At 56.5% G+C, this 24,236-nt stretch carries 25 protein-coding genes and 1 pseudogene; 13 read left to right on the top strand and 13 right to left on the bottom strand.

The window, feature by feature from the left end:
• The first annotated feature begins 6 nt into the window (after nt 1–6).
• Genes LAC65_RS17620 through crtB form a run of 4 tightly spaced genes read left to right on the top strand, consistent with a single transcriptional unit; the run spans nt 7 to nt 4,860 of the window.
• Nucleotides 7–1,284: a glycosyltransferase gene (locus tag LAC65_RS17620; protein WP_040113664.1), complete on the top strand. Its 1,278-nt coding sequence runs from the start codon at nt 7–9 to the stop codon at nt 1,282–1,284.
• Nucleotides 1,284–2,456, top strand: a complete 1,173-nt coding sequence (gene crtY / locus LAC65_RS17625) for a lycopene beta-cyclase CrtY (protein ID WP_040113666.1) — start codon at nt 1,284–1,286, stop codon at nt 2,454–2,456. The genes LAC65_RS17620 and crtY overlap by 1 nt, the downstream gene beginning before the upstream one ends.
• The gene (locus LAC65_RS17630) at nt 2,453–3,934 is read left to right on the top strand and encodes a phytoene desaturase (protein ID WP_040113668.1); all 1,482 of its coding nucleotides are present in this window, start codon (nt 2,453–2,455) and stop codon (nt 3,932–3,934) included. Before crtY ends, LAC65_RS17630 begins: the two co-directional genes overlap by 4 nt.
• Nucleotides 3,931–4,860, top strand: coding sequence for a 15-cis-phytoene synthase CrtB (gene crtB, locus LAC65_RS17635; RefSeq protein ID WP_040113670.1), 930 nt, complete (start codon nt 3,931–3,933; stop codon nt 4,858–4,860). Before LAC65_RS17630 ends, crtB begins: the two co-directional genes overlap by 4 nt.
• On the opposite strand, the gene LAC65_RS17640 is transcribed toward crtB, so the two are convergent.
• A complete protein-coding gene (locus LAC65_RS17640) occupies nt 4,799–5,332 on the bottom strand; it encodes a sterol desaturase family protein (protein WP_040113672.1) in 534 nt (177 codons plus the stop codon). The genes crtB and LAC65_RS17640 overlap by 62 nt on opposite strands.
• A gap of 113 nt (nt 5,333–5,445) precedes the next feature.
• Nucleotides 5,446–6,846, bottom strand: coding sequence for a H(+)/Cl(-) exchange transporter ClcA (gene clcA, locus LAC65_RS17645; RefSeq protein ID WP_040113673.1), 1,401 nt, complete (start codon nt 6,844–6,846; stop codon nt 5,446–5,448).
• A gap of 266 nt (nt 6,847–7,112) precedes the next feature.
• Between clcA and glsB the strand changes: the two genes are divergently transcribed.
• The gene (gene glsB / locus LAC65_RS17650; protein ID WP_040113675.1) at nt 7,113–8,036 is read left to right on the top strand and encodes a glutaminase B; all 924 of its coding nucleotides are present in this window, start codon (nt 7,113–7,115) and stop codon (nt 8,034–8,036) included.
• A gap of 3 nt (nt 8,037–8,039) precedes the next feature.
• Here glsB and LAC65_RS17655 read toward each other — a convergent pair whose 3' ends face one another.
• Complete coding sequence (locus LAC65_RS17655; protein ID WP_040113677.1) at nt 8,040–8,981, bottom strand: D-2-hydroxyacid dehydrogenase; 942 nt, start codon at nt 8,979–8,981, stop codon at nt 8,040–8,042.
• Between the two features lie 186 nt (nt 8,982–9,167).
• On the opposite strand from LAC65_RS17655, the gene LAC65_RS17660 reads away from it, so the two are divergent.
• Nucleotides 9,168–9,566: a DUF2946 domain-containing protein gene (locus LAC65_RS17660; RefSeq protein WP_040113679.1), complete on the top strand. Its 399-nt coding sequence runs from the start codon at nt 9,168–9,170 to the stop codon at nt 9,564–9,566.
• Between the two features lie 74 nt (nt 9,567–9,640).
• Nucleotides 9,641–11,371: a DUF2534 family protein gene (locus LAC65_RS17665; protein WP_040113680.1), complete on the top strand. Its 1,731-nt coding sequence runs from the start codon at nt 9,641–9,643 to the stop codon at nt 11,369–11,371.
• 39 nt (nt 11,372–11,410) lie between these two features.
• Here the strand turns inward: LAC65_RS17665 and ahr are convergent, their stop codons facing one another.
• From ahr to LAC65_RS17680, 3 genes are all read right to left on the bottom strand, one after another.
• A complete protein-coding gene (ahr, locus tag LAC65_RS17670) occupies nt 11,411–12,427 on the bottom strand; it encodes an NADPH-dependent aldehyde reductase Ahr (protein ID WP_040113682.1) in 1,017 nt (338 codons plus the stop codon).
• Nucleotides 12,428–12,613: 186 nt separating this feature from the next.
• On the bottom strand, nt 12,614–13,000 hold the full coding sequence (locus LAC65_RS17675) for a cupin domain-containing protein (RefSeq protein WP_040113684.1): 387 nt from the start codon (nt 12,998–13,000) through the stop codon (nt 12,614–12,616).
• 76 nt (nt 13,001–13,076) lie between these two features.
• Nucleotides 13,077–13,955 (bottom strand): LysR family transcriptional regulator, encoded by an 879-nt coding sequence (locus LAC65_RS17680; RefSeq protein WP_040113907.1) that lies wholly within the window; start codon nt 13,953–13,955, stop codon nt 13,077–13,079.
• Between the two features lie 131 nt (nt 13,956–14,086).
• Here LAC65_RS17680 and LAC65_RS17685 point away from each other — a divergent pair, with 131 nt between their 5' ends.
• Nucleotides 14,087–15,262, top strand: coding sequence for an MFS transporter (locus tag LAC65_RS17685; protein ID WP_040113685.1), 1,176 nt, complete (start codon nt 14,087–14,089; stop codon nt 15,260–15,262).
• Here LAC65_RS17685 and LAC65_RS17690 read toward each other — a convergent pair.
• Nucleotides 15,259–16,194 carry a LysR family transcriptional regulator gene (locus LAC65_RS17690; protein ID WP_052246552.1) on the bottom strand — a complete coding sequence of 312 codons (936 nt, stop codon included), beginning with the start codon at nt 16,192–16,194 and terminating at the stop codon, nt 15,259–15,261. The genes LAC65_RS17685 and LAC65_RS17690 overlap by 4 nt on opposite strands.
• A gap of 35 nt (nt 16,195–16,229) precedes the next feature.
• On the opposite strand from LAC65_RS17690, the gene LAC65_RS17695 reads away from it, so the two are divergent.
• On the top strand, nt 16,230–16,493 hold the full coding sequence (locus LAC65_RS17695; protein WP_040113687.1) for a DUF2798 domain-containing protein: 264 nt from the start codon (nt 16,230–16,232) through the stop codon (nt 16,491–16,493).
• A gap of 24 nt (nt 16,494–16,517) precedes the next feature.
• Here the strand turns inward: LAC65_RS17695 and LAC65_RS17700 are convergent, their stop codons facing one another.
• The 3 genes from LAC65_RS17700 to LAC65_RS17710 form a co-directional block, all read right to left on the bottom strand.
• On the bottom strand, nt 16,518–17,477 hold the full coding sequence (locus LAC65_RS17700; RefSeq protein WP_040113689.1) for a sensor domain-containing diguanylate cyclase: 960 nt from the start codon (nt 17,475–17,477) through the stop codon (nt 16,518–16,520).
• 27 nt (nt 17,478–17,504) lie between these two features.
• Nucleotides 17,505–18,185 (bottom strand): hypothetical protein, encoded by a 681-nt coding sequence (locus LAC65_RS17705; protein WP_040113697.1) that lies wholly within the window; start codon nt 18,183–18,185, stop codon nt 17,505–17,507.
• Nucleotides 18,186–18,339: 154 nt separating this feature from the next.
• On the bottom strand, nt 18,340–19,110 hold the full coding sequence (locus LAC65_RS17710; protein ID WP_040113698.1) for a DeoR/GlpR family DNA-binding transcription regulator: 771 nt from the start codon (nt 19,108–19,110) through the stop codon (nt 18,340–18,342).
• A 131-nt stretch (nt 19,111–19,241) separates the two neighbouring features.
• Here LAC65_RS17710 and LAC65_RS17715 point away from each other — a divergent pair, with 131 nt between their 5' ends.
• Together LAC65_RS17715 and LAC65_RS17720 are read left to right on the top strand one after the other, a co-directional pair.
• Nucleotides 19,242–20,405: an MFS transporter gene (locus tag LAC65_RS17715; protein ID WP_040113700.1), complete on the top strand. Its 1,164-nt coding sequence runs from the start codon at nt 19,242–19,244 to the stop codon at nt 20,403–20,405.
• Nucleotides 20,402–20,785 (top strand): VOC family protein, encoded by a 384-nt coding sequence (locus tag LAC65_RS17720; RefSeq protein ID WP_104085783.1) that lies wholly within the window; start codon nt 20,402–20,404, stop codon nt 20,783–20,785. Before LAC65_RS17715 ends, LAC65_RS17720 begins: the two co-directional genes overlap by 4 nt.
• 119 nt (nt 20,786–20,904) lie before the next feature.
• Here the strand turns inward: LAC65_RS17720 and LAC65_RS17725 are convergent, their stop codons facing one another.
• A complete protein-coding gene (locus LAC65_RS17725) occupies nt 20,905–21,540 on the bottom strand; it encodes a DUF2268 domain-containing putative Zn-dependent protease (protein WP_040113703.1) in 636 nt (211 codons plus the stop codon).
• A 113-nt stretch (nt 21,541–21,653) separates the two neighbouring features.
• On the opposite strand from LAC65_RS17725, the pseudogene LAC65_RS17730 reads away from it, so the two are divergent.
• Nucleotides 21,654–21,896 (top strand): annotated as a pseudogene (locus LAC65_RS17730) (isochorismatase family protein); the annotation flags it as partial.
• A 233-nt stretch (nt 21,897–22,129) separates the two neighbouring features.
• Here the strand turns inward: LAC65_RS17730 and LAC65_RS17735 are convergent.
• Nucleotides 22,130–22,765, bottom strand: coding sequence for a helix-turn-helix transcriptional regulator (locus LAC65_RS17735; RefSeq protein WP_224144878.1), 636 nt, complete (start codon nt 22,763–22,765; stop codon nt 22,130–22,132).
• Between the two features lie 57 nt (nt 22,766–22,822).
• On the opposite strand from LAC65_RS17735, the gene LAC65_RS17740 reads away from it, so the two are divergent.
• Nucleotides 22,823–23,185 (top strand): VOC family protein, encoded by a 363-nt coding sequence (locus tag LAC65_RS17740; RefSeq protein WP_040113705.1) that lies wholly within the window; start codon nt 22,823–22,825, stop codon nt 23,183–23,185.
• A gap of 123 nt (nt 23,186–23,308) precedes the next feature.
• Here LAC65_RS17740 and LAC65_RS17745 read toward each other — a convergent pair whose 3' ends face one another.
• A complete protein-coding gene (locus LAC65_RS17745; protein WP_040113707.1) occupies nt 23,309–23,809 on the bottom strand; it encodes a P-loop NTPase family protein in 501 nt (166 codons plus the stop codon).
• Nucleotides 23,810–24,236 lie beyond the last annotated feature (427 nt).

Consider the following 24,236-nt stretch of genomic DNA (forward strand, 5'->3'; position numbering starts at 1 on the left):
TCATCTATGGGGCATTTTGCCGTTATTGCGCCGCCACTCTATAGCCATTTTCACGCGCTGCAGTCACTGGCACAGACCCTTATCAGCCGCGGACATCGTATTACTTTTATCCAGCAGGCCGACGCACGTACGCTGCTGACCGATGAGCGCATCGCCTTTACTCCGGTGGGTGAACAAACTCATCCGGCCGGATCTCTGGCGGCGGCTCTGCAGCGGCTGGCTGCACCCGGCGGCCTTTCCCTGTTTCGCGTAATTAACGATATGGCCGAAACCACCGATATGCTGTGTCGTGAATTACCGGCGGTATTGAAAAAACTGCAGGTGGATGGCGTCATTGCGGATCAGATGGAAGCGGCTGGCGGACTGGTGGCTGAGGCGCTGGGCCTGCCGTTTATTTCCGTTGCCTGCGCGCTGCCGGTTAATCGCGAAGCGGGCATTCCGCTGGCGGTGATGTCGTTTCGCTATGGTCAGGATGAGAAGGCGCTGAAGCGTTTTGCGGCCAGCAGCCGCATGTATGACCGCATCATGCGCCGTCATCGCCACGTTATCGCTTATCATGCGCGCGCGTTCGGTTTATCGCCACGTTCAGGCCTGCAGGATTGTCTCTCATCGCTGGCCCAAATCAGCCAGCTGGTGCCGGCATTTGATTTTCCGCGCCATCAGCTTCCCGCCTGCTATCACGCCGTCGGGCCGCTGCGTCAGCAGAGTATCACTACTCATCTGCCGCCGCCGTGGCCCGCACTGCGTCAGCCGGTGGTCTACGCTTCGCTGGGTACGCTTCAGGGACGCCGCTTTCGGCTGTTTCTGCGCCTGGCGCGCGCCTGCTGCAATCTCGGATTATCACTGGTTGTTGCCCACTGTGGCGGGCTGAGCGCGCATCAGGTACGCAAGCTGGAGCTGGCCGGGGCAGCCTGGGTGACCGATTTTCTCGACCAGCACGCTGCTCTGCAGCATGCTCAGGTATTTATTACGCACGCCGGACTGAATAGCGCGCTGGAAGCGCTGGCGCAGGGCATTCCAATGCTGGCGCTGCCTATTGCGTTTGACCAGCCCGGTGTGGCATCGCGTATCGAATGGCATGGCGTGGGGCGTCGCGCCTCACGGTTCAGCCGCACTCATCAGCTGGAGACGCATTTGCAACTGCTGCTGTCCGATTCTCACTACCGTCTGCGCATGTCCGCGATCCAGGCGCAGCTGCAGCGCGCCGGCGGCTGTCAGCGCGCGGCTGATATCGCTGAACAGGCGCTGTGCCGGCAACAGATTGTGCTGGCGGAGGCGACCTGATGTCTGAAACGCATGTTGATCTTATTCTGGTGGGGGCGGGGCTGGCAAACGGGCTGATCGCCCTGCGGCTGATGCAGCTGCAGCCGGCCCCTGACATTCTGCTGCTGGAGAGTGCCGCTCAGCCGGCAGGTAATCACACCTGGTCGTTTCACCGCGACGATGTCAGTGACGCACAGTTTGCCTGGCTGGAGCCGCTGCTCTCCGCGCGCTGGCCGGGCTATCAGGTCCGCTTTCCGGCGCTGCGGCGTAATCTGCGCGGGGAGTATTGTTCCGTCGCTTCACAGGACTTCGCCCGCCATCTGCGCGAAACGCTGGGAGACAGATTGCGCACTGCAGCACCCGTGCGCAGCGTAACACCGCAAAGCGTAACGCTGGAAAACGGCGACGTGCTGCATGCCCGTGCCGTGATTGACGGACGCGGCCTGCAGCCCACGCCGCACCTGCGGCTTGGTTATCAGTCGTTTGTCGGTCAGGAGTGGCATCTGGCGCGTCCGCACGGCCTGCAGCAGCCGGTTCTGATGGATGCCACGGTCGATCAGCACAGCGGTTATCGCTTTGTGTATACCCTGCCGCTCAGCGCTGAACGTCTGCTGATTGAAGATACCCACTATATCAATCATGCCACGCTCGATAGCGAACAGGCGCGACAAAACATCATGCAATATGCAGAGCAGCAGGGCTGGCAGCTGAGCCGCCTGTTACGCGAAGAGCAGGGTTCCCTGCCGATCACGCTTGATGGTGATATTGAACGCTTCTGGCAGCAACAGCAGGGTCAGCCCTGCAGCGGGCTGCGCGCCGGACTGTTTCATGCGACCACGGGCTATTCGCTGCCCTCTGCCGTTGCGCTGGCGGATGAGATAGCGGCTGCCCTGCCCTGTAATGCAGAAAAGCTTAGCCAGCGTATTGAACGGTTTGCCCGACGTCAGTGGCGCGAGCAGCATTTTTTCCGCCTGCTCAATCGTATGCTGTTCCTCGCCGGACGACCGGAAAAACGCTGGCAGGTTATGCAACGTTTTTACCGGCTTGATGCCGGTCTTATTAGTCGCTTTTACGCCGGAGAGCTCTTTCTCAGGGATAAAGCACGCATATTATGCGGCAAACCACCGGTGCCGGTGGGAGAAGCGCTGCGCGCACTGTTGATGACTCCTTCGCTACCAGGGAAGAAAGAATGAAACGTACTTATGTGATTGGCGCGGGCTTTGGCGGCCTGGCTCTGGCTATTCGTCTGCAGGCAGCCGGTATTCCGACCACGCTGCTGGAGCAGCGTGATAAACCCGGCGGGCGCGCCTACGTATGGCAGGATGAGGGCTTTACCTTTGATGCCGGTCCGACGGTAATCACCGATCCCAGCGCCATTGAAGCGCTTTTCACGCTGGCGGGAAAAAAACTCAGCGACTACGTTGAGCTGATGCCGGTCACACCCTTTTATCGTCTCTGCTGGGAAGATGGCAAGGTCCTTAATTATGACAATAATCAGCCCCTGCTGGAGCAGCAGATTGCCGCGTTTAATCCGCAGGATGTCGAAGGCTATCGCCGGTTTCTTGCCTATTCACAGGCAGTATTTAAAGAAGGGTATCTCAAACTCGGTACGGTACCGTTCCTGAATTTCCGCGATATGCTGCGCGCCGGTCCGCAGCTGGGCCGCCTGCAGGCGTGGCGCAGCGTATACGATATGGTGGCAAAATTTATTCAGGACGATCATCTGCGACAGGCATTTTCGTTCCACTCTTTACTGGTGGGCGGTAATCCGTTTGCAACATCCTCTATCTACACTCTGATTCATGCGCTGGAACGCGAATGGGGCGTCTGGTTTCCGCGAGGCGGTACCGGCGCGCTGGTCGACGGCATGGCGCGGCTGTTTCGCGACCTGGGCGGCGAGCTGCTGCTTAATGCCGAAGTCAGCCAGCTGGAAACAGAGGGTAATCGCATCAGCGGCGTGCAGCTAAAAGATGGACGTCGCTTTGACGCCAGCGCCGTGGCCTCCAATGCTGATGTCGTGCACACCTATGACCGGCTGCTGCAGCATCATGCGGTTGCCCGTAAGCGTGCCGCCACGCTGAAGCGGAAGCGAATGAGTAATTCGCTGTTTGTACTCTATTTTGGCCTTAACCAGCCGCACGCTCAGCTGGCGCACCATACGGTCTGCTTCGGCCCGCGTTATCGCGAGCTGATTAATGAGATATTTAACAGCAACCAGCTGGCGGACGATTTTTCGCTCTACCTGCACGCGCCCTGCACCACCGATCCGTCACTGGCACCGGCAGGCTGCGGCAGTTTTTATGTGCTGGCGCCGGTTCCGCACCTTGGCACTGCCGCAATCGACTGGCAGCAGGAAGGTCCGCGTTTCCGCGACCGTATTTTTGCCTATCTTGAGGAGCACTACATGCCAGGCCTGCGCGATCAGATAGTGACACAGCGTATGTTCACGCCAGAAGATTTCCGCGACACGCTGCACGCACATCAGGGCTCAGCGTTTTCGCTGGAGCCGATCCTTACCCAAAGCGCCTGGTTCCGGCCGCATAACCGCGACGCCGACATCAGTAATCTCTATCTGGTCGGTGCGGGCACGCATCCCGGCGCTGGCGTGCCGGGTGTCATCGGCTCAGCTAAAGCTACCGCGCAGCTGATGGTAGAGGATCTTGCCGGATGAATCAGCCACCCCTGATTGAGCAGGTCACGCAGACCATGGCGGCGGGCTCGAAAAGCTTCGCTACCGCAGCTAAGCTTTTTGACCCGGCTACGCGCCGCAGCACGCTGATGCTCTATGCCTGGTGCCGTCACTGCGATGATGTGATTGACGGTCAGACGCTGGGCGAAGGTGGCACGCAACATCAGGTGGCAGACGCACAAACGCGCATGCAGCATCTGCAGATTGAGACCCGCCGCGCATACAGCGGCGCGCATATGGATGAACTCGCCTTTCGTGCGTTTCAGGAAGTAGCGCTGATGCATGAACTCCCGCCCCAGCTGGCGTTTGATCATCTGGAGGGGTTCGCTATGGATGCGCGTGAAGAATGCTACATCACGTTTGATGACACGCTGCGTTACTGCTACCACGTGGCGGGTGTCGTGGGTCTGATGATGGCGCGCGTAATGGGCGTACGCGATGAGAACGTACTCGATCACGCCTGCGATCTCGGCCTGGCGTTTCAGCTGACAAATATCGCACGTGATATTGTTGAAGATGCGCAAAACGGGCGCTGCTATCTGCCGCAAAGCTGGCTGACGGAGGCCGGGTTATGCGCCAGTCAGCTGGCCGATCCGCACTATCGTGCGGCGATAGCGCTGCTGGCTGCACGCCTGGTGGCAGCAGCGGAGCCTTACTACCATTCGGCCCGCAGCGGGCTGCCCGATCTGCCGCTGCGTTCGGCATGGGCTATCGCGACGGCCCACGGGGTGTATCGCGAAATCGGGGTCAAAGTGCAGGATGCTGGTATGCGTGCCTGGGATGCCCGGCAGCGCACCAGCAAAGGGGAAAAGCTGGCGCTGCTGCTCAAAGGCGCGGGGATTGCGCTTACTTCTCGCGTGGCGCGTCCGCAGCCGCGTCCTGCCGATCTGTGGCAGCGGCCGCGTTAGGTTTGCGACCGTGACGTTCACGCAGCGTAGCCTGCAGCTTATGCAGCGGCGGTGCGTAGAGAAAACCAAACGAGACGCAACCTTCACGCCCGCGCACCGCATGATGCATCCGATGCGCCATATATAAACGCTTCAGATAGCCTTTGCGCGGAATGTAGCGAAACGGCCAGCGCTGATGCACCAGCCCGTCATGCACCATAAAATAGAGCGCGCCGTAGGTGGTCATCCCGGCGCCGATCCACTGCAGTGGCCACATGCCCTGCACGCCATAGTAAATCAGCCCGACTGAGAGCACGGCAAACACAACGGCGTAAAGGTCGTTGAGTTCAAACCTGCTGGTATGCGGTTCATGATGAGAGAGATGCCAGCCCCATCCCCAGCCGTGCATAATATATTTGTGCGAGAGCGCCGCCACTGCTTCCATCAGTGCAACGGTTGCCAGCAAAATAAGCGTGTTCCATAACCAGAGCATGGTGCGTCCATTTTAAAAGGTCAAAGAGTAAAGGTGGACTGCGATACGGGATGCCGCAAGTCAGCATAGGTGAAATAAGCGCGAGGGTCACGCTTATCTCTGCCACAGCCGGGTCAGCTGGCATCGCGCGACAGCGGTTCTTTCAGCGGGGTTTTCGCCAGCGTGCGCGCCAGCAGTGATGAATAGAGCGGCTTGCCGCCAAAAAACTGTGCCGCCAGCGTAGCGCCCAGACAGGTAATGATCATCGGCAGGATCAGCTGATAATTGCTGGTCATCTCCAGCACCAGCACAATCCCCGTCAGCGGCGCGCGGACCGACGCGGCAAACAGCGCGCCCATACCGGCAACCGCAAAGGTGCCCGCTTCCAGATGCCACGCCGGAAACCAGGCTATAGCGATCTGGCCAAAACAGGTGCCCAGCAGCGTACCCAGCGTCAGCATGGGCGCAAAAATGCCGCCCGGTGCGCCGGAGGCAAAGCAGCAGAGCGTCACCAGCGTGCGCAGCATAAAAAGACCAAACAGCATCAGCGCGCTATATTCGCCGCCAGAGAATGCCGGGATCAGCGTTATCCCGCCACCGGCCGCCTGCGGCAGCAGCATACTCAGTACACCGCAAAGTCCGGCCAGCACGCTGCCCCACAGCACCCACGCCGTGGTGCGCCCGCGATGCAGACGCTGAAAGCGATCCTGCATGGTGAAGATCAGCCGGTTAAACGCGACGCCGACAGCGCCAAACACCACCCCCAGCAGCAGATAGAGCCATAATGTATCAGTGGGCGCATCTCTGAGCTGGCCGATATCGATGATAGCGCTATTGCCCTCGCAGAGCCGGTAGACGATGCTGGCCATGATGACGCCAACAAATACCGCTTTGATTGAAACCAGACTGTAGCGAAACTGCGGACGCATCTCTTCAATAATAAATAAAATCCCCGCCAGCGGTGCGTTGAAGGCCGCTGCAAGACCGGCTGCCGCACCGGTTGCGAGCAGCGTGTGGCGCGATTCAGCGCTGCGCAGGCGAAACAGATCGCTGCACATGCCGCCGATATTCCCGCCCAGCTGCACCGTCGGTCCTTCCCGACCCAGCACCATCCCGGAACCGAGTGCGCCCATGCCGCCAAAAAATTTTACCGGCAATACGCGCCACCAGCGTACCGGGCGCAGCTCTTCCAGCGCACCTTCAATTTCCGGAATGCCCGAGCCACCCGCCTCAGGCGCAAAGCGGCGCACCAGAAAATAGCCCACGCCGCCCATGATGGCAGAGGCGGCAAAGGCAGAGATCGCTCCGGTCACGAAACCGCTATGCTGTGCAGTGAGCGTATCGATACGCAGCTGCAGCATCAGGTTGACCGCCCGGTTAAATGCCACACCCACCAGGCCGGTCAGGGTGCCGACCAGCGCCGCCAGCAGCAAAAGCCTTACCGGCGTGGTGTCCCGGCGCAGCAGCGTTTGCAGCCGCATAAACCGGCCAGGGCGACGCATAGTCTCTTCAGCGTCAGAAGGTGTAACAGGCATCAGTTTCTCCTAATCAGAAATCCATGTGCAGCGTCCCGGCGCCCTGCACCGTTCCAGCATAGTCAAAAGCGGGCAGCCCGTAACCTGGTCATTCGCAACAGAATTTTACGTTGCGGTTAATTCATATACAGTCCGCAACCGCGCTGTCACCGCGCGCGACAGAATGTGTCACAGAATTGCGGCTGGCGGATTGACGCGGCGCCTGCAAATCACCATCATCCTGGCCATCGCCCTTGTGGCCAGATTCATTACTATCGGAGCGGGATGTGTCAGAACTCAGTAACGCATTGCTTGAAGAGATTACCAGCGAGGTCCGGCCGCTGACGCAGCAGGGAAAGGTGGCGGATTATATTCCGGCGCTGGCGGACGTGGAGCCTGACCAGCTGGGGATCGCAATCTGTACCCCGTCAGGTGAGTGCTATCAGGCGGGTGATGCCGCTACGCGCTTTTCAGTGCAATCCATCTCTAAGGTGCTGTCGCTGACGGTGGCCCTGACGCTGTATGAAGACGCTGAAATCTGGCAGCGCGTGGGTAAAGAGCCATCCGGACAGGCGTTTAATTCGCTGGTCCAGCTGGAGCTGGAACAGGGCAAACCGCGTAACCCCTTTATTAACGCCGGCGCGCTGGTGATGTGCGATTTGCTGGAGAGCCGCCTGACGGCTCCGCGCCAGCGCATGCTGGAATTTGTCCGTGGCCTGGCGCAGCAGGAGGATATTCTGTATGACCGCGGCGTCGCGCGCTCTGAGTATGAGCACTCTGCCCGGAACGCTGCCATTGCCTGGCTGATGAAATCGTTTGGCAATTTTAATAACGATGTCAGCAAGGTGATGGAGACCTATTTTCACTACTGTTCGCTGGCCATGAGCTGCAACGAACTGGCGCGTACATTTCTCTATCTGGCCAACCAGGGACGCACACAGGATAATCGCCGGGCGGTGATCTCGCCGCGTCAGGCGCGTCAGGTGAATGCGCTGATGATGACCAGCGGCATGTATGATGGCGCCGGCGAATTTGCCTGGCGGGTGGGCATGCCGGCCAAATCCGGCGTGGGCGGCGGCATTATTGCGGTGATCCCGGGGGAGATGAGCATTGCCGTCTGGTCTCCGGCGCTGGATCGCTCAGGCAATTCACTGGCCGGCACCGCGCTGCTGGAGAAGCTGAGCGACCGCCTGGGCCGCTCGGTATTCTGACCCTTAGCTCACCTGATTACGCGGTTTATCCTGCGCAAACGCCTCCAGGTTGGCTTCAATACCGCGCAGCAGATTCGCCACGCCCTGCCGGGTTGCCCAGGCGATATGCGGCGTCAGCAGCAGCCGGGGCACGCCGGGTTGCAGCAGCGGATGCGTAGCGGGTGGCGGCTCACTGCTCAGCACGTCCAGCGCCGCGCCGCCGAGGGTTCCCTGACGCAGCGCGGCCGCCAGATCCTCCTCTTCAATCAGTCCGCCGCGCGCGGTGTTGATCAGTAACGCTCCCGGTTTCATCGCGGCCAGCGTCTGCCGGTTGATCATCTGCTGCGTCTGCGGCGTCAGCGGGCAGTGCAGCGTCAGTACGTCGCTGCGCGCCAGCACCTCATCAAAGGCGGTATAGCCGGCGCGGACGGCTGCCGCCCCCGGCCGTTCAGCATAGAGCACCGTCATACCCAGCGCCTGCGCCATCTCACCCGCTGCGCTGCCAATATCGCCTTTGCCGACCACGCCCAGTACCGCACCCTGAATATCCTGCAGCGGCTCGCGATGGATACAAAAGTGCGGCGAGGCGGGCCACGCGTCGCGGCTGCTGATGGCGTAATCCATCAGATGTCGCCGCAGCGCGAACAGCGCAGCGATTACCCCCTCCGCCACGCTGCGGGTGGAGTAGCCGGGTACATTGCTGACCACAATGCCCTGCGCCCGGCAGGCGTCAAGGTCGATACAGTCATAGCCGGTAGCCGTGACGCAGATATAGCGCAGTTCAGGCAGCTGCCGCAGCGTGTCGGCGCGCAGCGGGACTTTATTTGTCATGGCTATCGTCGCCCCCTGCAGGGCAGACACAATCTCCGCGGGTGCGGTCTGTCCGCGCCAGACCCATGCACTGCACCATTCTGGCTGCGCCGGCCGTTCGGGCAGCGTATCACCATCCAGCATCACTATTTTCATCTTCGCTCCGCTTTATTGTTTCTGCACTGTTCTCATCAGGTTGCATTAAGGTTAACAAAAACGGCGTCCGGGGTGAGCTTTTTCAAAAAATGCGAATTATTTCCCTCTCCGGCGGCGTTTGTTTAACGCGGCAGCGGCAATCGCGTTACAATTCCGCCTCTTCTCTGACGTGACCTGCTATCTGCTATGACGGTTTTACCTGCACTTCGCCAGCGCCTTACTGCCTGCCTCGCCATTCTGGCGGTGCTGCTGCTGTTTGTTGCGCCGGTGGTGTCGAAAAGCCTGATTGAGCAGCAGCGCGTTTCGCAGCCTGCCCCGGCCATGATGGAGATGGATCATCATCAGATGATGGAGCACGCCATGCCGGGCATGATGCATCATGACGCGGACGACGGCGAACTTGCCTGCGGCTACTGCGATCTGCTGGTGCATGTGCCGCTGATGATTTGGGTGTTTATTCCCTTTATCTGGCTGATGCTGCTTCACTCCCGTGCGCCACCGCTGCCGCGGCGCGCGGCACCCGTAGTGCGCAGGCGGGTGGCCATACCCCGTCCGCGCGGACCGCCTTCCCCGCTTCTTAACTGAATCCGCTTTAACGTGGCGCGGGCGCAGCGTGCTGCCCGTCGCCCCGGTTGTTTACTTTCAGAAGGAAGACGCTTTTGTCTGCTGTTAATTCTGCAGCACCGCGCGGCGCGGTGCTCAATCTGCTTCGCCGCCTGCATTTTTATATCGGCCTGTTCGTTGCGCCGTTTATCTTTATTGCTGCGCTGAGCGGCACGCTCTATGTGCTCACGCCTCAGCTCGAACAGCTGGTCTATCACGATGCACTGACGGTAACGCCCGCTGGTGAACCGCAGCCGCTGTCGGCTCAGATCGGCGCGGCACGTGCCAGGGCTGGCGCAGATGCGCATATTTACGCGGTGCGACCGGCACCGGGTGCAGAGGAGACCACCCGCGTGCAGTTCAGCGATCCGGCGCTGGGCGCCTCGACCTCGCGCGCGCTGTTTATCGATCCCTATACCCTGCAGATAAAGGGAGATATGCCGGTCTACGGAACCAGCGGCATACTGCCGCTGCGCACCACGCTCGATTTGCTGCACAGCAGCCTGCTGCTGGGCGATGCCGGACGCAACTACAGCGAGCTGGCGGCAAGCTGGCTCTGGGTAGCCGCGCTGGGTGGCGTGGTGTTGTGGCTGGCGACCCGGCCGAAGCGCCGGCTTAAACCGGCACGCAGCGGGTTGGCTTTCAGCCGCCACTGGCACGCCACCCTGGGACTGCTGCTGCTGCTCGGGCTGCTGTTCTTCTCTGCGACCGGCCTCACCTGGTCACAGTGGGCAGGCGCGAACATCGATAAAATGCGCAGTGAGCTGAACTGGCTGACGCCGCAGGTCAGAACGGTACTCGATCCGGATGCACCGGTCGCCCCCGCCGATCCGCACGCCGATCATCACAGTATGTCAGTGACCGATATGGCGGCGATGCGCAAACCCGGCATGCCCATGATGAAACCGGCGCCCGCCAATATGCCCGATGCTGACTGGGACCAGGCGCTGAATGCCGCGCGCGCGAACGGGATTGATGCAGCGAAAGTGGAGCTGCGCCAGCCGAAAAACAGCGGCAGCGCCTGGACCGTCACGGAAATCGATCGCCGCTGGCCCACGCAGGTGGATGCGGTGTCGGTGGATCCGCACAGTTTCGCGATCGTGGATCGCGCTGAATTTGCCCGCTTTCCGCTGGTGGCAAAACTGACCCGCTGGGGCGTGGATGCTCATATGGGTGTGCTGTTTGGTCTGCCCAATCAGCTGCTGCTGGCTCTCTTTGGTCTCGGCCTCTGCACCATGATTGTGCTGGGCTACCGCATGTGGTGGCTGCGCCGCCCCGCTTCGGCTGCTACCAGCCCGCTTGAGACGCTAACGGCAAGCTGGCTGGCGCTGCCGCTCACGGCGCGCCTGCTCTCCCTGCTGCTGGCCGTAGCGCTGGGGTATGCGCTGCCGGTCATGGGTGTCAGCCTGCTGCTGTTTTTAGCCATCGATTATCTGCGCTGGCGCAGACAGCAGCGTACGCCAATGACTGAAGCGGAGATCCTCGCTGCACAGCAGTCGCCGCTGGGCATTATTCGCGCCCGCTTTACGGTCAAACGTAAAGAGATGCGCTATTTTCTGCGCGGCCTGTTCATTCTGGCGCTGATTGTCGGTACGGTGATGAGTAATGCGATTATCGGTGGCGTGATCGATCAGTATGGTATTCCGTTCAGCCACTGGTCGCTGACCATGTATCTGACGCAGGGCTTTATGATTACGCTCTACACGCTGGTATTTACCGGACTGATGTCGATTCCGCTCTGGTACTTCTTTCTCGGCGAGCAGGACGATTCAGCAAACAAAGGGTAAAAAAAAGAGGTGGCTGAGCCACCTCTTTTCATCTCTGCATCAGAAATCAGCTTTCAGCACAACGCGGTAGTTCGCTTTACCGGCGCGCACATGCTCCAGCGCATCGTTGATTTTTGACATCGGGAACTCTTCTACCTGCGGCGCGATATCAGTACGAGCGGCGAGGCGCATCAGCGTACGCAGCTGGCCCGGCGAGCCGGTAGAGGAGCCGGTTACCGCGCGATCGCCCATGATCAGGGTAAATGCCGGAACCGGGAACGGCTTCATTACTGCACCAACGGTATGGAACTTACCGTGCGGGGCCAGCGCCTGGAAATAGGGCTGCCAGTCGAGATCGACCGCAACCGTACTGATAATCAGGTCAAACTGACCCGCCAGCGCCTTCAGCGCTTTTGGATCGCGGCTGTTGACCACGCGATCGGCGCCCATCGCTTTAACAGATTCAGTTTTGCTGGCGTTTGAACTAAACGCGGTCACCTCTGCACCCATGGCACGCAGCAGTTTGATGGCCATATGGCCCAGACCGCCAATTCCGATGACGCCGACGCGGCTGTTAACGTTGATGTTGTGCATCAGCAGCGGTTTGAATACGGTAATACCACCGCAGAGCAGCGGGCCGGCTGACGTGATATCAATTGATTCCGGTAGCGGGATCACCCACTGCCAGTCCGCACGCAGGTGGCTGGCGAAGCCGCCTTTGTTCATAATGGTCGGGACAGAGCCTTTTTCGCAGTTTACCTGCTCGCCGTTAATACAGGCATCGCAGTGCTGACAACTTTTCGCCGTCCAGCCGATGCCCACGCGCTGGCCCACTTTCAGCCCTTTGTTTTGCGCTGCGGCTCCCAGCTCGCTGATGCGGCCGATAACTTCATGCCCGGCAATGACCGGGAAAGAGGAGATGCCCCACTCATTATCGATCATAGAGAGATCGGAGTGGCAGACACCGCAGTAGTCCACTTCGACCATCACCTCTTCCGCGTTCAGCGGACCAGCTTCATATTCGTGCGGCACCAGTGCTTCGCCCGCTTTCATCGCGGCATAGCTTTTGATTTTCATTCCAGTCCTCTGTTTTTTAGTTACGACCCGGCAAGTTTAGCAGAGGCGCCGTGATGATTTAGGCGAGCAACCAGGCAACCAGCCCGATCAAAAACGCTGCGGGGCGCAAAAAGCATTAAGGGTTAAAGCGAACCGGGTGCAGATCGGCGCTGTTGCGCCTCCGGTCACTCTCCACCCGGCTCAACGCTAAAACTCCGGCTCTTCACCCGGCAGCGGCTCAGAGAGCGACTGCCCCTCTGCCCCGGCATAAAAAATAATCAGCTCGGTCCCCTGCTCAGCGGTATAGCCGCGATGCGCACTGTTAACCGTCTCATTCAGCGCTTCACCGGCATTAAAATGCTGGCGCCGGCCGCTCTCTTTATCTTCAATAATCAGCTGGCCCGACAGCACGTAAGCCGTGTTGGGCATGGGATGCGTATGCCACGGCAGTTCACTGTGGGGCGGCAGCGACATGCGCATAACGGAAATCTGTGGCTTGCCTGACGGATAGCAGTCGTAAGCCTGACCGTTCCATGCGGTGCCGCTCTCTGACACCAGTTCATGCACGATTTCACTGTTTTTTGAGTTCGTCATCTTTTCTCCTGTTACTTTGCGCGTTACCGGAGTGTAGAACATTGCTGCGCTTACCGACGCGCGCGCTGGATTTTGCTCAGCGTTCAAGCTGCTCCCGGCATTCGCTGAAGAGTCCGATAAGATGATCGGCCACCGCGCGTACGCGACCCGACGTTGCCAGATCGGCGTGCATTACCAGCCACAGCGGCTGATCGGCACTATTGTCGCGCTGCAGGCAATGCAAACCGCTGGCTCTGGCCATAAAGTGCGGCAACACGCCAACGCCCAGTCCGGCCGTCACCGCCGCAACCTGCGCGGTCAGCGTGTTGGCTTCCAGCCGGCAGGGCCTGCCGCGCAGCACGCGCTTGATCCAGCGGGCGGCAGGCAGATGCTGGTGTGATTCAGACCAGCCGATACAGGGCGCTTCATTGAGGGTAAAAGGTGCTGAAGCGTGCAGTAATGACGGCGCCATATACAGACCGAATCCCAGGGTTCCCAGCCGTCTGATGGTCAGGTTGCCCGCCTCAGGGCGAACCAGACGAATCGCCAGATCGGCCTCTCTGCGGTGCAGATTGACTGACTGCACCCCGCTCAGCACCTCCAGCCGAAGCGCCGGATGCGTCTGCAGCAGAGACGGCAGTGAAGGCAGAATAAAATGGGTGGCCAGATTATCCGACGTTGCCAGCCGTACCAGTCCGGCCACCGCTCCCTGCAGCTGCGCTTTTTCTGTCACCGCCCGCCCCGCCTCTTCCAGCGCCTCCGCCCGCTCCAGCAGCGCTTCGCCGTCATCCGTTAGCCGGTATCCGCTCTGATGCCGGCTGAACAGCGGCAGTCCCAGCGACTGCTCCAGCCGGTCCAGCTTTCTGGAGACGGTCGCGATGCCGGTTTCCAGCGCACTCGCCGCGCCGCTCAGCGTTCCGGCGCGGGCGATTGCCAGAAAGATCCTGATGTCATCCCAGTAAAATTCACTCTTCATAGTTTCCATTTATGGAAAATAGCCTTCCATTCTCCGCACTGTTTTCCCGATTTCGATCAGATGATACTGCGCATCCCCGGGAAGTTAAACCGGTTAAGAATTCCGGAATCTGAACATAAGGAGACTGCACCATGAATGACACTGTTATCGCTACGCACGCTGTGCCAGCGCGTAACTGGATTGCTATTGCCGCGCTCGGCCTCAGCGCTTTTACTATTGTCACCAGCGAGCTGGCGCCGGTAGGGATGCTGAACGCCCTGGCAAACGATCTGCACCAGCCTGCTGCCACCACCGGACTGATTGTTACCGCTTATGGCTGGGTCGCTGCGCTGGCTGCACTCTGCTCCGGCATGCTGCCAGCACGCACTCCGCGCAAGGCGCTGCTGGTTGGATTAATGGTGATTCTGGCGGGCTCCTGTCTGATGGCGATGCGCGCTTACGCTCTGCCCGCGCTAATGACCGCCCGCATTACCGGTGCGCTGGCCCATGGCGTATTCTGGGCGCTGATTGGCACCGTTGCCGCCCGGCTGGTGCCGGCCAGCAGGCTGGGACTGGCGACATCAGTGATATTTGGCGGCGTCTCAGCCGCCAGCGTACTGGGCGTACCGCTTGCCAGCTTTATGGCTGCTGCTGCCGGCTGGCGCAGCGCGTTCGGTGCCATTGCGCTGCTTGCACTGGCCGCCGCCGTGGTTCTCTGGCGCACGCTTCCGGCTCTGACGCCTCCTGCCCCCTTAAAACTGAATGACTATCTGGCTATTTTTCGTCATCGCACGCTGCTGACGCTGTTTGGCGCAACGGCAGCCGTCATCACCGCGCACTTTGCCGCGTTTACCTATATCGATCCGCTGCTGACGTTAAAGCAGGGTATTGCCCCTGCTGCGGTTTCCGCCCTGCTGCTGATGGCCGGCATCGCCGGCGTAGCGGGCAATATGATTGCCGGGAAGTTGATCGATCGGCATCTCAGGGGCCTGATTCTTTCAGCGCTGCTGCTGAGCGCGCTGGCGCTGGGCGCACTCAGCATCGCCGCATTGCCGCACGGCCTGACCGCGCTGCTGCTGGCACTCTGGAGCGCCGGGATCGCAGTAATATTCGTCGGGCTGCAGACCTGGCTGCTGCGCAGTGCCGGTACGGCCGCGCAGCCCGCTTCTGCGCTCTATGTCGCGATATTTAATGCCGCCATCGGCAGCGGTGCGCTGGCAGGAGGACATCTGGCTGGGCTTATCGGCCTGCAGAAGATGGTGCTGATGGCAGCAGCAGTGATGCTCGTCAGCAGCCTGTTCATACTGCGGCTGCGCACTCCGCGTTAATCACCCCGGACCGGCGCCGATGACATCTTTTCATCTGTGGCAACCGCTGCCGCAATGTAATCAATAAACGCCCTGACTTTTGCGCTCAGGGCGGAACGCTCACTGACGCAGGCGTAAATGATCATCGGCAGCGACTGAATCGCCTGTTTGTCGTCAGTAAACAGCGGGATTAGCTGGCCGCTGGCGATCAGCGGCCGGGCGATAAAGCTTGCCAGCCGTGCAATTCCGCCACCGCTGACGGCAATTCTGGCAATAATATCGATATCGTCACTGATAAAACGGGGATTCAGCCGGGCGGTAACGACCTCCCCGTCTGCGCTGAAGCTCCAGGGAAGAAACCGGCCATCTGTGGGATAACGAAACACCAGACAGGCGTGCTCGCTCAGCTCGTCAATGCGTTGCGGGGTACCTGCACGGGAGAGGTAAGCGGGTGCCGCACAGAAAATAAACGGCAGGGATGCGATTTTTCGCGCCACCAGCCGATCGTTCAGCTGCGCCTCAATGCGCAGGCTGACGTCGATATTTTCCAGCCGGTGATCGACATCACGATCGGTAGCGATCAGTTCTATGTCAATTCCGGGGAACATTTCATTAAAAGCCGGCATAAGAGGGGCAACCACGTAGCGGCCAAACGCCGCGGTGGTGGCAATGCGCAGCGGACCCTGCGGTCCGGTTTCCACAGCGGCAGCCTGCGCAGCAAGCGCAATATCATACGGTATATGGCGGACTTTGGCGTAATAACGCTGACCGCTTTCCGTCAGGACCATACTGCGGGTGGTGCGTGAAAGCAGACGCACGCCGAGGTGCGTTTCGAGCCGGGCCAGGCTCTGGCTTACGGCTGCAGCACTCATTCCTCTGGAGCGGGCAGCAGCGGCAATAGTGCCGTTTTCCACTACGCGAACAAAATTGTCGATCAACCCCAGCATATCCATCAGCGGCCCGCTCTTTTCGTAAATGTTGCTTAGCAATGATTAAAGCAATTGCGTCAGCTGGCGTGCGCTTACGGCTGCCACATCGGGTTACCCCTTATATATTTTCTCTGTACATGGCGACCATTATGGCGTTTCTGATGAGCCTGGTTATTACGCTGGCAGAGTCTGGTCCAGGCCCGCATTATATGACAAATGTGATGAATGCTTATCAGGTGGCGATGCCTGCTGCCTTTGTCTGCATTCTGCTTGTACGTCCGGTGGTTATCCGGCTGGTGGCGCTAACCGTTCACGGCCACTAATCTCCTGCACAGCTGGCCGCGTGCTTAGCGCGGCTTTTTGCGACGCTTTTCGGCATACATCACGCTGTCGCTCTCGCCGATCATTTCCGCGAGCGAGGCATATTTGCCTGCCTCACTGGCGATCATGCCAAACGAGTAATTAATGTTGTAGGGCTTAGCCGCCTGCTGATTCCATACTGACAGCGCCTCGCGCAGCCGGCACAGGTAGGCTTTAGCATCGCTTTGCCGGGCCAGCAATACAGCAAACTCATCGCCGCCGAGACGGCCTGCAATGTCATCCGGTCCGAGCTGCTGATAGAGCAGCGCGGCGAAGATCTTCAGCACGTTGTCGCCTTCTGCATGGCCCCACAGGTCATTGATAGGCTTGAATTTGTCGAGGTCAAAATAGAGGATGGCAAAGTCGCGATCCTGCTGCTGCAGTTGCTGAAACCGCTTTTCTCCCATCGCATAAAACCCGCGCCGGTTGGGAATATCCGTCAGGCTGTCCACCATTGCGATGTGCGTGACCTGAAATTCATCTTCGACAATCGCCGCCACGTCTTTCATTGCGGCAATGTCGTCGTCGGTAAAACGGCGCGGTTCGCTGTTAGCCAGACACAGAGTACCGGCAACGGCACCGTCGGGCAGCCGCACCGGATACCCCACATAAAAACGGATAAACGGCGTGCCGGTCACCAGCGGATTGTCATAAAACCGCGCATCTTCGCGCGCGTCTGTGATGATTAAAGGCTCATCCAGCATAATGGCATGCGCGCACAGAGAGATGTCGCGTTTCATCTCGCGGCCGTTGATCCCCTGACACGCCAGCGCCCACTGACGATCGCGATCGATAAGGTTGATTAGCGCTATCGGTACCTGAAACAGCCGGCGGGAAATGCGGGTCAGTCGTTCAAAGCGCTCATCGTCCTGCGTATCCAGCAGGCCAAGTTTGTGGAGCGACTTCAGCCGCGCAGCTTCATTTTCCGGCATTCCCGGCAATTTCATAGCAACCTCTTCTCTTTTCGCCCTGGACTATTTTAAGGGATAGCACTCTGTCCAGTTATAGTTAGTTTTCACCAGCGTCAGTTCCCCGGCTACATCACCGAACGTGGCGGCCTGATGCTTAAAGAAAAACGCGCGCACAGGTTCAGGTAAAAACGCCGCCCCGTAGCGCAGCAGCGTGCTGTGCCAGAAGGGAGCCGGCAACGCTCTGCCGGCATGGCGCATCAGGATTTCATTTTTCCACTGAGAATCGAGCACCTTTGCACAGAACTGCTCGCGCAGCGCCAGCGCAGGATGTGCCGGGATCCCCGCCAGCAAAAGCTGATCGGGTAACGCTACCAGCCGCAGATGCGTAATCACAACTTTTTCCGCTGCAAATTCACGCCAGATTGCCATTAACTGATCCACTTTCGCTGGCAGTGGCTCATCTGCGTGATAGAGCGGCAGAGTCAGGGGTAAGAAAGTAAAATGCAAACCGCAGGCGGGCAACGTATCGGCAAGCCGGTCACCTGCGGTGAGCTGAGTTAACTTCGCAATAAGGCGTGAAATATCTGCGGTCACGGAGGGCCGTATGCCCGTTGCCAGCGCGAGCCGGGTCGGATCGTAGTAGTTTTCCTCTCTGACCTTCCGGATACCTGCATTTTCCGCCCACAACGCCGCAGTATTGTTATTCACAGCGTGATATCTGTTTTGCAAACTTATTGCGTTCATAGCAACCCTTCAGGCATTAATTTAAGCATCGGCTTGTGGTCATATATTTGTCAGAAACAACGACTAATGACCTGGGCCTGGCGGATTGCTTACTTTGCATACTCAGATGTCACTTTTGCCGCTTTCTATAGCACGCAGAATAAATATATTGAAATCAGACAGATAAAATTTTCATGTGTTCCGACAGGAGGTTTATACCGGTCGCTTCAGCGCTTTCCCCCTCAATAACCAAAATGTCTATCTCCTCACAGCCGGCAACTAAAAATCGTGCCACGCCTGGTATCTTTTCTGCTGTCAGTCCGACGATAATCTGCTCACTCCGGGCTATTGCTGCTTTTTTAAATTCGCAATCTTCATACTCAAAACCAGTCAGTCCGGCTTCCGCGCTCATTGCACACCCGCCGATAAAGGCCTGATCGAACATGATGTTTTTCAATTGCGCTATTGCCGTATTTCCTGCACAACCGCCGCTTACTTTTTGAACACGCCCGCCCAGCATAATGACTTCTGCATTAGGGTGCTTTAATAGCGCTGCTGCGACATCAGGTGCATTCGTAACTATCGTTATGGCTAACTCTATAGGTATAAACTTAGTTATTGCCAGATTAGTACTTCCTGCATCAATAAAAATACAGTTGCCCTCAACAATCAGACTTGCACATTTCTGCGCGATCATGTCTTTTCTTGACAGGTGTTGCTCTTTTCGCAGGGAGAAGCTTCCTGCATCAGGCAGCAGCAGCACGGCTCCTCCATAAACCTTTCTGCAAACCCCTTCTTTACTTAATTCATGAAGATCCCGCCGGATAGTATGCTCTGAAACCCCGATTTCCTGGGCAAGTTCAGCACACACGACTCTTCCATTATCGCGCAATATTTGTCTGATAAAGTCTTGTCGCCGATCGGGGAAAGCTGCATAATCGAGCAATTATCACCTCTTAAATTCACAAAAAGAGCCACATCGAGCATGATCGTGCAGACGCTATACATTGTCAATGTATGTTCTGTCGGCAGCATGCCATGTATATGACATCATCAGATTTCACAATGAGGAACATAATGAATCAAAAGTTATACCGAATCTCTTCCAGCCGGGCTACCCGGCTAACTTTTTTCATTGCCGGGTTTATTACAGCGACATGGGCTGTTCTGGTGCCCTATGCACGTATTAATACTGGTGTAAATGAAGCGACGCTGGGATCTTTGCTGCTGTGTCTTGGATTGGGTGCTTTAATTGCTATGCCAGTAACAGGCTTACTGACCAGCCGCTTTGGTTGTCGCAGCGTTATTATGGCGGCTATCGCATTAGCTATTGTCAGCACACCTCTGCTGGCTGTGATTAATAACCCGTTGCTTTTGGGCGTTGTGCTGCTGTTTTTTGGCACAGGCCTTGGCGTGACAGACTGCGCCATGAATATTCAGGCGATCCTGGTGGAAAAAGAGGCGCCTGCTCCGCTGATGTCCGGTTTTCACGGCATGTACAGTTTTGGCGGTATTGCTGGTGCAGGTTTGATGACCTTGCTTCTGTCTGCGGATCTTAATGTTGTTACTGCTACCCTCTTCATCGTACTCATTGTGATTGTTTTAGCTTTACTGAGCTATCCGGGTTTGCTGACTTTTGCTAATCCTAAAGAAGGGCCGGCTTTTGCTGTACCTCACGGTGTTGTTCTGACGCTGGGAATGGTCTGTTTATTAGTGTTCCTGACTGAAGGCACTGTTCTTGATTGGAGCGCAATTTATCTGACGCAGGTAAGAGACATGCCTGAATCATTGGGTGGGCTTGGATATACCTGCTTTGCTATTGCCATGACAGCGACCCGGCTCACAGGGGATCGGGTGGTAAAATATCTTGGTCAATTAGCTGTCGTTGTGGGCGGATCGCTGACTGCGGCTATTGGGCTGGCACTGATTACGTTCATACCATCATGGCACCTGTCGCTATTTGGCTATGTTCTAATCGGAGCAGGGTGTGCAAATATTGTCCCGGTGATGTTTTCGGCCGTGGGTCAGCAGAGTGTAATGCCTCAATCCGTAGCTGTTCCGGCAATAACGACGATGGGTTATATGGGCGTATTAAGTGGTCCTGCTATTATCGGTTTTGTCGCTCATTTTAGTTCTCTTGCGCTGGCTTTCTCAGTGATTACAGCTTTAATGCTGTTTGTTAGTGCAATATCATTCACACTTAACCTTAGCCGGAAGAATTCCCCAGGAGCGAACAAATGAAAATTTCACATTTAGCTTTATGGACGGGAAATATTGAAGCGCAAAAAATATTCTGGCGAGACTATTTTGGCGGAACCCCTAATGAGTTATATATCAGCAAAAACCGGCCCGGTTTTTCCTCTTATTTTATCAGCTTAAGTGAAGGACCTACTATTGAGCTAATGCACCTGAAGGGTATGGCAGAGGGACAACACGGTGCAGAGCTTACCGGCTGGGCGCATGTTGCTATCGACGTTGGCTCCCGCCACCGGGTTGATGAAATGGTTATTAAAGCATCCGAAGATGGAATTTTAGTGAGTCCGGCTCGCCTCACAGGTGATGGTTATTATGAAGCTATCATCAAGGATCCCGATAGCAATCTTATTGAAATTATGGGTTGAATTTTTGTGAGCAATAACCTGCTTATAACTCAGCTGCATTATTGTTTTGATTGTCAAAACCAGAACGTCCGTTTTTGCCTGCAAAACGGACGTTCCGAATAAACAGGACACGAATATTTTTAAATGAACATCCTGAAATCCTCAGCGCTAATATCTGCCAGCGCTGAAGCTTTCAGATGCGGAGAGGCTGCCAGATACCGGGAAATCAGCTCAAAGCCTGCGGTGTATCCCAGCCACTTTGGCAAATCGCCGGTTCCGTAAAACCAGGCATTGTGATCGTAATCGGTGCGATGCCAGCTGTCATGCAGTTGCCGGGCGAAGGATTGAATAATATCTGAGTTGAGGCTTTCCCAGAGTTCAGGTTTACCGCCTAGAAGCTCAAGAGAAAAGTGCCCGGCAAGTCCTTCAGAAACGATAGCTTCCCCTAACGTTGAGCCGTATCCGGGCCCTGCCCACCTGGCCGCATGGTGCAGTTCATGAGCAAACATTCGCTCAAGCGAGTGCGCTTCATTTTTACAGAATGCCGGGTTTTCAGGGTCGACCGTTAAATAGATAACGCCTGACTCAGGACAAAAACCCGTGTGCCCTTTTTCAGGGATCACAAACTTTCCGGCTTTAACCACCACATCCAGCGAAGGGACCGGCATCAGCCGCTGAGCTTTTTGATAGGTAGCGGTCAGGCTGGCCTGAAGCCATTCACGGTGAGCGGTCAGTTTTTGTTGGGCATTCAGAATATGCAGGGTTATGTGAGGCATGTCAGCACCATCAAGGGCAAGAGTATTTATCCGCATACCAGCAAACATATACTGAACGTCACGGATATAACAGGAAAAGTCCGGTAATGGTCAACGAATATATCGGTTGTAATCAGCTCAGCCAGCGGGGTATTAAGGAGCTGGTTATCGCCGGGATGAAAACAGAATTTTGTGTGGACACGACCTGCCGTGCAGCGGAACGCGGATTCAGGACAGTGCTGATTTCAGATGCGCATACAACAATGGATAACTGCTGCCTGTCAGCTAAAGAGATCGTCAGCCTTCATAATGTCACGCTGGCTGGCCCGTTTGTTACGCTATCCACTGCGGCTGACTGGAACGTTATCGGGAAATGAGTATCAACCGCAGCCGCCCGCAGGGCGGCTGAAGGCACTACGCTTAACGTATAGAACAATCCGGTTTGTCGGCCAGCGTCTGCTATGAGCGAAAAGCGGACAAATTAATAGATATGGGCAGGCCTGAATATTCTGGAACACTGGCATTCAGTTCAGCTACGCCCAGGGATTATGTTATCCAGACCCGCACTGCGCCACATGCGGAGTAAGCGATGTCGGGAATGAGGGTATCCTTACCGCATAAGTTGAAGAGATGTGAATCGCGTTACGTCGAAATGGCGGAAGGCATTACGTTTTTCACACCATGCCGCAAGGACAATATCACCGGAGAAGTAACCTAAAGCGAAAGGCCATATCGTTCTTTCACTCACATTACCTGACCTGTCTGTATAACCTGTCCGGATTTTTTGTCTTCGCCTGATGGCGCTTCGAAGAGAATTCAGATTTTCAAAATTGTGATGGGCAACCTGAGTCTTTCCGACTAATAGCGTCGAGTCATCAAACAGCATCTTTAGCTGTGGGGGCAGACCTTGCCGGATCTTACCCGTCACCTCAGAAGCCGCTTTTGCTATACCCGCATCACCATATACAGCTACCCATCGCAAACCGAGCGCCAGCGCGTCAAGCTGCTCAGGGGTAAACATCACAGGCGGCAAATGATGGCTCCGGGAAAGCAGAAATCCCGTGCCGGCCTCCCCTTGAATGTCTGCCCCCTGAGCACGTAGTGCGTGAACATCACGGTAAAGCGTGCGAAGGCTGACGGAAAGCTCTTGAGCAAGCCAGTGTCCGCTTACCGGATAGCGATGCTGATACAAAATCTGCAGAAGATTGAGTAGGCGCTCTGCACGCTTCGGTCCCGATGCTGACATGTTCTGTCAATGCTCCATGCAATAGTGAAGTCTCATTCTTTTTGACGCGAGAGACTTATGATACTTAACCTGATCATTCTTTATGTTGATGACCCGATTGTCAGCAGCAGATTTTATCAAAATCTATTCAATACAGAACCAGACGTGATGCTTCCGACGTGGGCGGCTTTTTCCTTCAATAACGGCCTGAATCTTGGACTATGGTCAACAACGGCTAGTGACTTTGTATCCTGCGGTAAGGGTAACCGAACTGAGTTGAGTTTTATGGTTAAAGATATTCAGGCGGTTGATGCGCTTTATCAGCAGTGGTCAGACAGCGGTGTGCAGATAGAGCAGCGGCCCAAACAGGCTGTTTTTGGCAGGACGTTCGTTGCGCTTGATCCTGACGGGCACCGTATCCGGGTATGTATACCGGATTAATAAGTAAAGACGCTTAACAGCCCATGTTTAAACCTGAAGCGTCCGCTTCTGGCACAAAGCGGACTGACGCACAGGCCAATGTCCGCTAAGAGCGGGGAGCGGCCGTTTACTGAACTGCCTTAATCAAAGTTGAGTAAGGAATTGATGGATATCTTTGCGACTAGCTAGCTTTATTTTGTTCCCGGGACTGACTTTTGAAAAGACAGAAAGATGGCCCTCATAACTACTCGACCCGGTTCGGATTTCATATAATGAGGCCCATTCCAGCAAGGCCTCATAATCTTCAACAGTTCCATTGTTCCTTACTCCTCTAACTTTAATGTTTTCAACACATTCACCTGGCTTAGGCGTCAGCCATATAACATGAGAGGCGTATAAAGAGACTTGATCAGCAATCCAGCCATAAACGCCCTCAATAACCCAGAGTTGTTTATTTGCTATTGCAAGAACATCTTTAAGCACTTCAGCCTTTTCCCTGGCTCTGCCGTAACCATCTTGTTCCCAGTAAAGAGTATCTAAATCTGTAACAGGTAACTTTTTGAATTCAGAGATACGTGCAGCAAGCCAGCTTTTGCCTGAACCGCTGTTTCCCATGATTAGCACACGCTCTAACTCATTGCACATGTTTAAATTCCTGTCATGAATCATTTCTGAAAACGTATGATATATAGAACTAAAGGCAGTAAAACCCGTTTCTGCAGGGTTGGCATTCTATGTATGCAGATGTTGAATACGCAACAAATGGCTGGCCCAGGCGCATTTTCTGCTGCATTGGCTGCAATTCTTTGTAGTATTTCTTCACGGAGAAGCCGGGTAGCCACAGATGCATTTCCGCAAAATTCAGACAACAACCCTGATATCAAAAAACCTCATCCGGCAGCGTGCTGTGTGTAAGTCGATGACCTTAAAACCCGCCATCTCCGCATCCTCTTTTTCTTTGCCAGGATCTCTGGACATTCTCTCTTTGTGAAGTGGTCCTAAAATATACTCGATAAATGCAGATGCAGGCTCAGCCTGCTGTGTCAGATAGCTCCCTCCGGTTTAAGAACCC

The organism is Pantoea eucrina (assembly GCF_020079945.1).
In the GTDB taxonomy this organism is placed as follows: Bacteria; Pseudomonadota; Gammaproteobacteria; order Enterobacterales; family Enterobacteriaceae; genus Pantoea; species Pantoea eucrina.